At 78.4% G+C, this 204-nt stretch carries 1 protein-coding gene; it reads left to right on the top strand.

The annotated features are described in order from the left end of the window. The coding region (locus G3I53_RS25895; protein ID WP_275406523.1) for a beta-ketoacyl synthase N-terminal-like domain-containing protein at positions 1–204 on the top strand (204 nt) is incomplete at both ends.

Below are 204 nucleotides of genomic sequence, written 5' to 3'. Positions count from 1 at the left end.
ATCCTCGACGTCTGCCTGGTCGTCGGCGCCCTCGCCGAGCCCGCGCCGGCCGAGCTGCGCAGCTTCCTGAACCTGGGCGCGATGGTGCCCACCGTCGGCTCCGGCCCCGGCGGGCCCTTCGACCGCTCCCACCGCGGCTTCGTCCACGGGCCCGCCGCGGCCGCCGTGATCCTGGAATCGGCCGGCTCGGCGGCCCGCCGCGAC

Origin of the sequence: Streptomyces sp. SID14436 (assembly GCF_010548465.1) — a bacterium.
GTDB lineage: Bacteria > Actinomycetota > Actinomycetes > Streptomycetales > Streptomycetaceae > Streptomyces.
Note: the sequence above shows the minus strand (reverse complement) of the source record. Positions and strands in the feature narration are given on the sequence as shown.